Source organism: Maribacter sp. TH_r10 (genome assembly GCF_033101095.1).
GTDB lineage: Bacteria > Bacteroidota > Bacteroidia > Flavobacteriales > Flavobacteriaceae > Maribacter_A > Maribacter_A luteus.
In genome coordinates this window covers 1-6,673 of record NZ_JAWMPY010000014.1, presented here as the reverse complement: position 1 = coordinate 6,673, position 6,673 = coordinate 1, and the positions used below count along the sequence as shown (strand labels likewise).

The following is a 6,673-nucleotide window of genomic DNA, read 5'->3' as shown; positions in this document are numbered from 1 at the left end:
TGTGAGCTTTGTTATGGTTTGTTTTTTTATCTTTCACTCCAGTACCCCTGTAGCCTTCCCCTTTTTGTAGCCTTACCCTTTTTAGGACAACTCTAAATTCAACAAAATATTTTGAAAATAGTAACTTTTAAGTTACCTTTGAGCAATGGAAAAAGTAAGGGAAGTTATCCAGTATAAAGGGTATTTCGAAGAATTCTTGCTCAAACAACCGAAAAAGGTTCAGGACAAGATATTTAAAGTAATCGAAATAATCGAGACTTATGAAAGAGTTCCCTCCACTTATCTGAAAGCACTTGTCGGAACTAAAGGACTCTACGAAGCCCGAATAAAATTAGGCTCGGACATTTGGAGAGTCTTCTGTTTTTTCGACAAAGGAAAATTGGTAATACTCTTGAACGGATTTACCAAAAAATCGCAGAAAACACCAAAAAAAGAAATCGACAAAGCGGTCGGACTAATGAATTCATACTATGAAGACAAAAACAAATAAGATGGACACCAAGAGTTGGAAAGAAATCAAGGACACCGTTTATGGAAAAAAAGGAACGGAACGTAGAGACGGATTGGAAAGAGATTTTGAGTCTTTTAAAATCGGTTTGCTTTTGAGAAATGCACGGGAAGAAAAAAACCTTACGCAGGAACAACTGGGCGAATTAGTAGACAAAAAACGGACTTATATTTCACGAGTAGAAAACAATGGCAGTAATCTGACCTTGAAAACGCTTTACGAAATTGTGGAAAAAGGTCTTGGCGGAAAAGTTACGATTTCAATCGAAGTGTAAAAAAAGTACGTTTTACAACAATAGTAACCGTTGCACAAGCCCTTGAACAGCAAAAAAAGACCTCTTTTAAGCCCTTTTTAGGGGCTTTGTGTTTTTAGGACATTGGGCATTCTAGATTTTTAGGGGGGCTACAAGTGTTCTTTCAAGTTCTTGGCACTTGTTTTTTATAAAAAATAACAAAGCAAGCATTCCCGCCCCACTTTTCGTTCGTTTTTCGATGAATTTCAGGTATTTCTTCAGGTTGTAGGCGATCGCCAACTGGTAACTCGCGAACAGTTTTTCCTGATAGTCCTTCTTGCCTTGCATACCTAAAGTTACGATCCCTTACCTGATTTAGAAAATAACCACGGTCTTTTTCATATCTTGTGTAACAGGCACGCTGCGTTAGCACTAATTTGAAAATCAATGAACCGATTCGCTAAAACCCTAGAAAAATACACTTCCGGAAAAAAAGTATTGGGTCTTTTTATACTGACCAATGTTATTTACCTATTCATGTTACTGGTTACGATTCCAAAAACAATGGGATTCTCGAACGGAATGAAATTGTTGGATATGCTTCCAACGGGATATAATCAGGACTATGTAAATAAATTATTTAATACACTTGGTGAAAATGGGCGTGAAATTTATTTAACCAACCAAATACCTGTGGATATGATTTATCCGATACTTTTTGGGCTGACCTATTCTTTGCTTTTGGCATTTTTTCTAAAAAAATTAAGCAAACTCAAGTCCCCTTTTACCTATCTTTCTATGTTACCAATAATTGCAGGAATCGCGGATTACCTGGAAAATATTGGGATTATCACAATGTTGAACAATTATCCAGACTTGACAGAGACTACAGTTAATGTAACCAATATTTTTTCGATTATAAAAAGCACTACAACCAGTATGTATTTTATTGCTTTGATAGTAGTCTTAATAATACTTGGAATTAAATTCATAAAAAAGAAATAAAACTAGTGCTAACACCGGTAACCGTTGCACAAGCCCTTAATTCCTATATAAACGGATTCATATAAGCCTCCTCAAGGGGCTTTTTTCATTGTGTCCACAGGCTCCATCGTGTATAACAAGCTTAATTCCCTCTTTTCTTCTGTCTGATAATATTATCAATTTAAAGAGAATCAAACTTAAGATGTGTATAATTAATTACTTGTTGCGTGTGTACTCTGAAAATCCTGCAGATTTCGATAATGATTAGTTTCCATTTACTATCTTAGATCTAACCAACGCAACAAATTATATACGAACACCTTGGCAAACATTTAGCGCGACCTCATGAAAAAAAGAAAGACAATTGCAATATTACTTTTGATTATCGGAATTGTTCTAAGTATCGCCTTTATAGTGAAGATTGATTTCCCCCAAGGTTTCGAGGCATATTTTAAAAGAGAATATTATAATCAATTTGGTCCTTTAGCTATAAGTGTTGAGTTATTAATTGCTAGTTATTACCTATTTATAGGCCATAAAAAAACGAATTTCACTTTAGCTCTTTTTGGTTTTACTGCTTTGCTAGATCCCATTTTTAATCAAATTGGGCTTTTCAACAGCATCGTGCCTTTGTATGGAACTATAATTTTATCGTTTTGTGCTTTGTTATGTCTATGGTTGGCATTTACAAACATTTATAAATTAAAACGCTTATCTATTTTTGCAGCTGTCCTCAGTGCTGTGCTTGGTGTCTTTATAGAACTGTTCTTCAATTACCTGCAATAACATTTACCAATAACGCGAATAGTTCATTACTTCTGTTTATTCAGTATCTTGGTATTAACACAACAAAACCATGTACGAACACACTGGCTACAATATGAAAGCATTCAATTTTTAGCGAAAAAAAAGGACCATATGCCCAATGATGATATAAGCAAAACTTCAATTTTCCAAAGAATAGTTGATTATGGTGCTAATAAGGAGTTTTCAATAACTGAGAATAGGTATCTGCGGATAACAAATATTGCCTCTATCCTTGGCATCTTATTCATGGTGATGTGGATGATTACTGCTCTTTATCTTACAGATATCTCAATACTTCACGTGAGCAATGGACTCTTGGCATTGATGTTTTCATTCGTTCTGTTTTTCAATGGTAAAGGTTGGAGGGTATTGGCTTCAACTTGGTTTACCGCTACAACTTATATTGGAATTATTCTATTTCTTTATTTACTGGGTTACTCGTCAGGGGTTTGGGTCATTTGTTACATCATAATAATTACTCCATACATGACCTTCCCTAAAAGTGCGAGGAAATTAGCTATCGGTTTTAGTATATTGGGGGGCTTGACTTTGATTATTTCGGTTGTGCTTCAATCAAAAATTATCGCTCACTATGATGTATTGGACCCTTATTTTCTGCAAGTGATCAACATCAGCACAACGGGATTGATTTGTCTTACAATCGCATGGACTTTGTCTGTATTGATCGATAGATCAGAGGAGTCTTTAAAGGCAGAGCAAAAAAGATCAGATGACCTTCTGCATAATATTCTTCCGGTAAACGTGGCAAGAGATCTAAAAGAAACTGGTAAAACAGTACCTAAAAGACACAAAAATGTAACTATACTGTTTACTGACTTCATAGGCTTTACCGAGTTAGTAGCTAGCATTCCTGCAATTACTTTGGTCAACGAACTCAATGATATTTTTGGACGATTCGATGAGATTGTCGAGGAGACAGGAGTTGAAAAAATCGAAACTATTGGGGATGCATATATGGCTGCATGTGGCCTTGAAGAAGAGGTTAAAGAACATGCCATTAATTGTATCAAAGCTGCACAACGGATGTTATCCTATCTTGAGGAGAGAAATAACAAACATGAAATAAAATGGAGAATGAGAGTTGGGATACATTCGGGGCCAATAGTGGCCGGCGTAGTAGGAAAAAAGAAATTTAACTATGATCTCTTTGGAGATACGATTAATATGGCAAGTCGGATGGAATCTTTAGGAGAGCATGGCAAAATAAATATATCAAAAACAACCTACCAGCTTGTCAAAAATGATATCAATTGTGAAAGCAGGGGAAAAATTCACGCTAAAGGAAAAGGGGAATTGGAAATGTATTTTGTAAAATATAGCTGACAATATGTAATGTATAGCACCCTTCGGGATGCCACAACACCATATACAGAACAATGATGTAGCTTTATTCATATCATTTTCATTGATTTTAAAGGTATTCCTGTGTTCGCTGCGCTCGTGACGCCCACGTCGACCAAAATCCCTTCATCCCCTTTAGCCCTACTCCTTCCAGCACACTGTTTTCGCAAATGTCGCCCTGTCCTATGGAAATGCAACATCATCGCAGCGTCATATGCAATTTAACATCGCTGCTTACTTATCTAACAGGTGTTCCTCGGTCGCTTTGCTCGGTGGCACGCGTCATTTTATTCACAATATTGTCGAAAACCTTTTAAGGTTTTCACTATATTCCCTTAAAAATAACGTGGACTTCACATAGCGCGGCGTTGGTGGTAATAAGAAAAACTACAGAACTAATTAAGAACATATGAAATTAGTAAAGAAAATAGGAAAGTGGTTTCTGATTTTATTGGGAGCAATTGTTGCGTTTATTTTAGTTGTTTTATTAGTAATCCGAATCAATAGTTCTGGAGATGAAGAACCTTTTTTAGACGAAAAGGGAAATGTGCTTCCAAATAGTATTGCTATGCACGAGGATATGACAATAAATGGAGTTCCTCAAAGAATTACCATTAGAGGAAAAGACAAAAATAACCCCGTGCTACTAATAGTTCACGGAGGACCAGGCTCACCCATTTTACCCGTAATTTACAAACTCACAGGAGTTGATTTGGAAGATATATTTACGGTTTGTTATTGGGAACAAAGAGGCTCTGGACTAGCCTATAATGACAGCATACCTGATTCGTCGATTACCCTAAACCATATTGTGGATGATGGTTTGGAATTATCAAATCACTTAAAAAAGACTTTTAAAAAGGATAAGATTTACATCGAAGGTTTATCGTGGGGAACAGCGGTAGCAGCTTATATGGTTCAAAAAAATCCTGAATTATATCACGCCTATATTGGTAGTGGTCTTATGGCCAATCTATCACTTTCGGAAGAGTTATCTTATGAATTTGCAATGTCAGAATCGCAAAAACATAATGATACGATTTCAATAAATCAATTAAAACAAATTGGAAGACCACCTTATGTTAAAAACTCAAAAAATTCAGTAGTTGAAGCCTTTGAAATAGAACGACAGATTGTAATGAAATATGCACCGATAAAATTAGATACCGACTTTAATTTTATTAAAAGTATGTTTTTAGATGATGGATTGACGTTTAAGGAAAAATTTACCGATATGATAAATAATCCTGAATCCTACTATCCTGCCTCTAAGATTTTACAACCTACTGCTATCGATATGAATCTAATGCGTGATGTTCCTGAATTTAAAGTGCCAGTATACATACTACAAGGAGACAATGACCATTTTACTGAAACGTCTGTAGCAAAGGCGTATTTTGATTCAATTATTGCGCCATCTAAAAAATGGTTTTTATTTGAAAATGGAACGCACGGAGTACAGGTTGAATATCCAGAAAAATATCGTTCAATATATATCAATGAAATACTGGGGAAATAATTACTACCGCCAACAATGAACTGAGGTGAAAAACAACTAAAACTTAACTCAATCTGCCAGTATTCTCCCTATCATCTTCATTGATTTTTAAAGGTATTCCTGTGTTCTCTGCGCTCGTGACGTTTACATCGACCAAAATCCCTTCATCTCGTTTTGCCCCCGCTCCCTCCCGCACACTGCTCTCGCAGATGTCGCCCGGTCTTTCGGAAATGCTACATCATCGCAGCGTCATATGCAATTTAACATCGCTGCTTGCTTATTTTACGGGTGTTCAAAGGTCCCTTATCTCGGTGGTACACGTCATTTTATTCCCAACATCGTAGAAAACTTATAATGGTTTTCACTATATTTCCATAAAATAGCGTGGATTTCACAAAGCGCTGTGTTGTACCACATTTGTTAAATGAAAAAAACAATAACTATATTAATCCTGATATTAAGTTTTAAAAGCTCTTTTTCTCAAAAAAAAGAATTAGAACCTGAGGTTATAAAAAAGGCTGAGTTTTATTTAAAAAAGGCTGTTGGAGAGGATTTATTTGAATATTTTGAACTTGCGTCTTGGTATATTGAATATTATCAACACAAATCCAAAGCAAAGAAAAGAATAAGAAAGAAAAATTATACACGTAAAAAAAAGAATTATATAAATATTAAAAAAGTCGGATTTAATTTAAATCACCCCGACTTCAAATATGAAAACATTTCTAAATATAGTACAGTGATATTAGATTTTGATTTAAACTTAATTGAAAAAATTGACATAGATTATATACCTCAATTTCTTCTTGAGAACAAACCTTCGAACTGGTTAAATGAAAACAAAATTGATAGTATTGCTGAGACAAATAAAATGAAAAAGGGAATTAAACCGATTACAAAAACATTGACTTTTGATACAAAATCAAAAAAATATTACTGGAAAGTGACTAACCAACTAAATGAAAAATCAAGATATCGATGTGATATGGAAGTTTTAGAAATTCATCCTGTTAATGGAATTGTTTTAAAACAGTATGAAACGGAATATAATATACACAGAGAGTTTTGATAAAAAAACGTGGTACAACAATGGCTAAAATTAATACGGGTTTTGATGCTTAATCCATAGTTTAGTGTATTTTTATAAAGTCCGCCAAATCTTTTGATTTGGCTTTTAAAATGAAAAAATTAAAACAAAATAAAAAGTTTTGGCTAATCGCTTAATCCGAAATTAAATGCTAATTTAATCCCGTACTAACCTTAGCCGAAGCCGATGATGTAA

Annotated in this window: 8 protein-coding genes; 7 read left to right on the top strand and 1 reads right to left on the bottom strand. The window is 34.8% G+C overall.

The genetic code is table 11. The features are described from left to right. The first annotated feature begins 145 nt into the window (after nucleotides 1–145). Both R3X28_RS19035 and R3X28_RS19030 read left to right on the top strand, forming a co-directional pair. Nucleotides 146–490: a type II toxin-antitoxin system RelE/ParE family toxin gene (locus R3X28_RS19035; protein WP_089895945.1), complete on the top strand. Its 345-nt coding sequence runs from the start codon at nucleotides 146–148 to the stop codon at nucleotides 488–490. 1 nt (nucleotide 491) lies between these two features. Then, nucleotides 492–782 carry a helix-turn-helix domain-containing protein gene (locus R3X28_RS19030; protein WP_089895954.1) on the top strand — a complete coding sequence of 97 codons (291 nt, stop codon included), beginning with the start codon at nucleotides 492–494 and terminating at the stop codon, nucleotides 780–782. A 111-nt stretch (nucleotides 783–893) separates the two neighbouring features. On the opposite strand, the gene R3X28_RS19025 is transcribed toward R3X28_RS19030, so the two are convergent. Next, a complete protein-coding gene (locus R3X28_RS19025) occupies nucleotides 894–1,088 on the bottom strand; it encodes a hypothetical protein (RefSeq protein WP_317666453.1) in 195 nt (64 codons plus the stop codon). Between the two features lie 99 nt (nucleotides 1,089–1,187). Here R3X28_RS19025 and R3X28_RS19020 point away from each other — a divergent pair, with 99 nt between their 5' ends. The 5 genes from R3X28_RS19020 (at nucleotide 1,188) to R3X28_RS19000 (ending at nucleotide 6,460) form a co-directional block, all read left to right on the top strand. Then, nucleotides 1,188–1,745 (top strand): hypothetical protein, encoded by a 558-nt coding sequence (locus tag R3X28_RS19020; protein ID WP_317666452.1) that lies wholly within the window; start codon nucleotides 1,188–1,190, stop codon nucleotides 1,743–1,745. 324 nt (nucleotides 1,746–2,069) lie between these two features. Beyond that, nucleotides 2,070–2,510: a hypothetical protein gene (locus R3X28_RS19015; RefSeq protein ID WP_317666450.1), complete on the top strand. Its 441-nt coding sequence runs from the start codon at nucleotides 2,070–2,072 to the stop codon at nucleotides 2,508–2,510. A 132-nt stretch (nucleotides 2,511–2,642) separates the two neighbouring features. After that, nucleotides 2,643–3,875, top strand: a complete 1,233-nt coding sequence (locus R3X28_RS19010) for an adenylate/guanylate cyclase domain-containing protein (RefSeq protein WP_317666448.1) — start codon at nucleotides 2,643–2,645, stop codon at nucleotides 3,873–3,875. Nucleotides 3,876–4,302: 427 nt separating this feature from the next. After that, the gene (locus R3X28_RS19005; protein WP_317666446.1) at nucleotides 4,303–5,412 is read left to right on the top strand and encodes an alpha/beta hydrolase; all 1,110 of its coding nucleotides are present in this window, start codon (nucleotides 4,303–4,305) and stop codon (nucleotides 5,410–5,412) included. A 403-nt stretch (nucleotides 5,413–5,815) separates the two neighbouring features. Continuing rightward, on the top strand, nucleotides 5,816–6,460 hold the full coding sequence (locus tag R3X28_RS19000) for a hypothetical protein (protein WP_317666444.1): 645 nt from the start codon (nucleotides 5,816–5,818) through the stop codon (nucleotides 6,458–6,460). Nucleotides 6,461–6,673 lie beyond the last annotated feature (213 nt).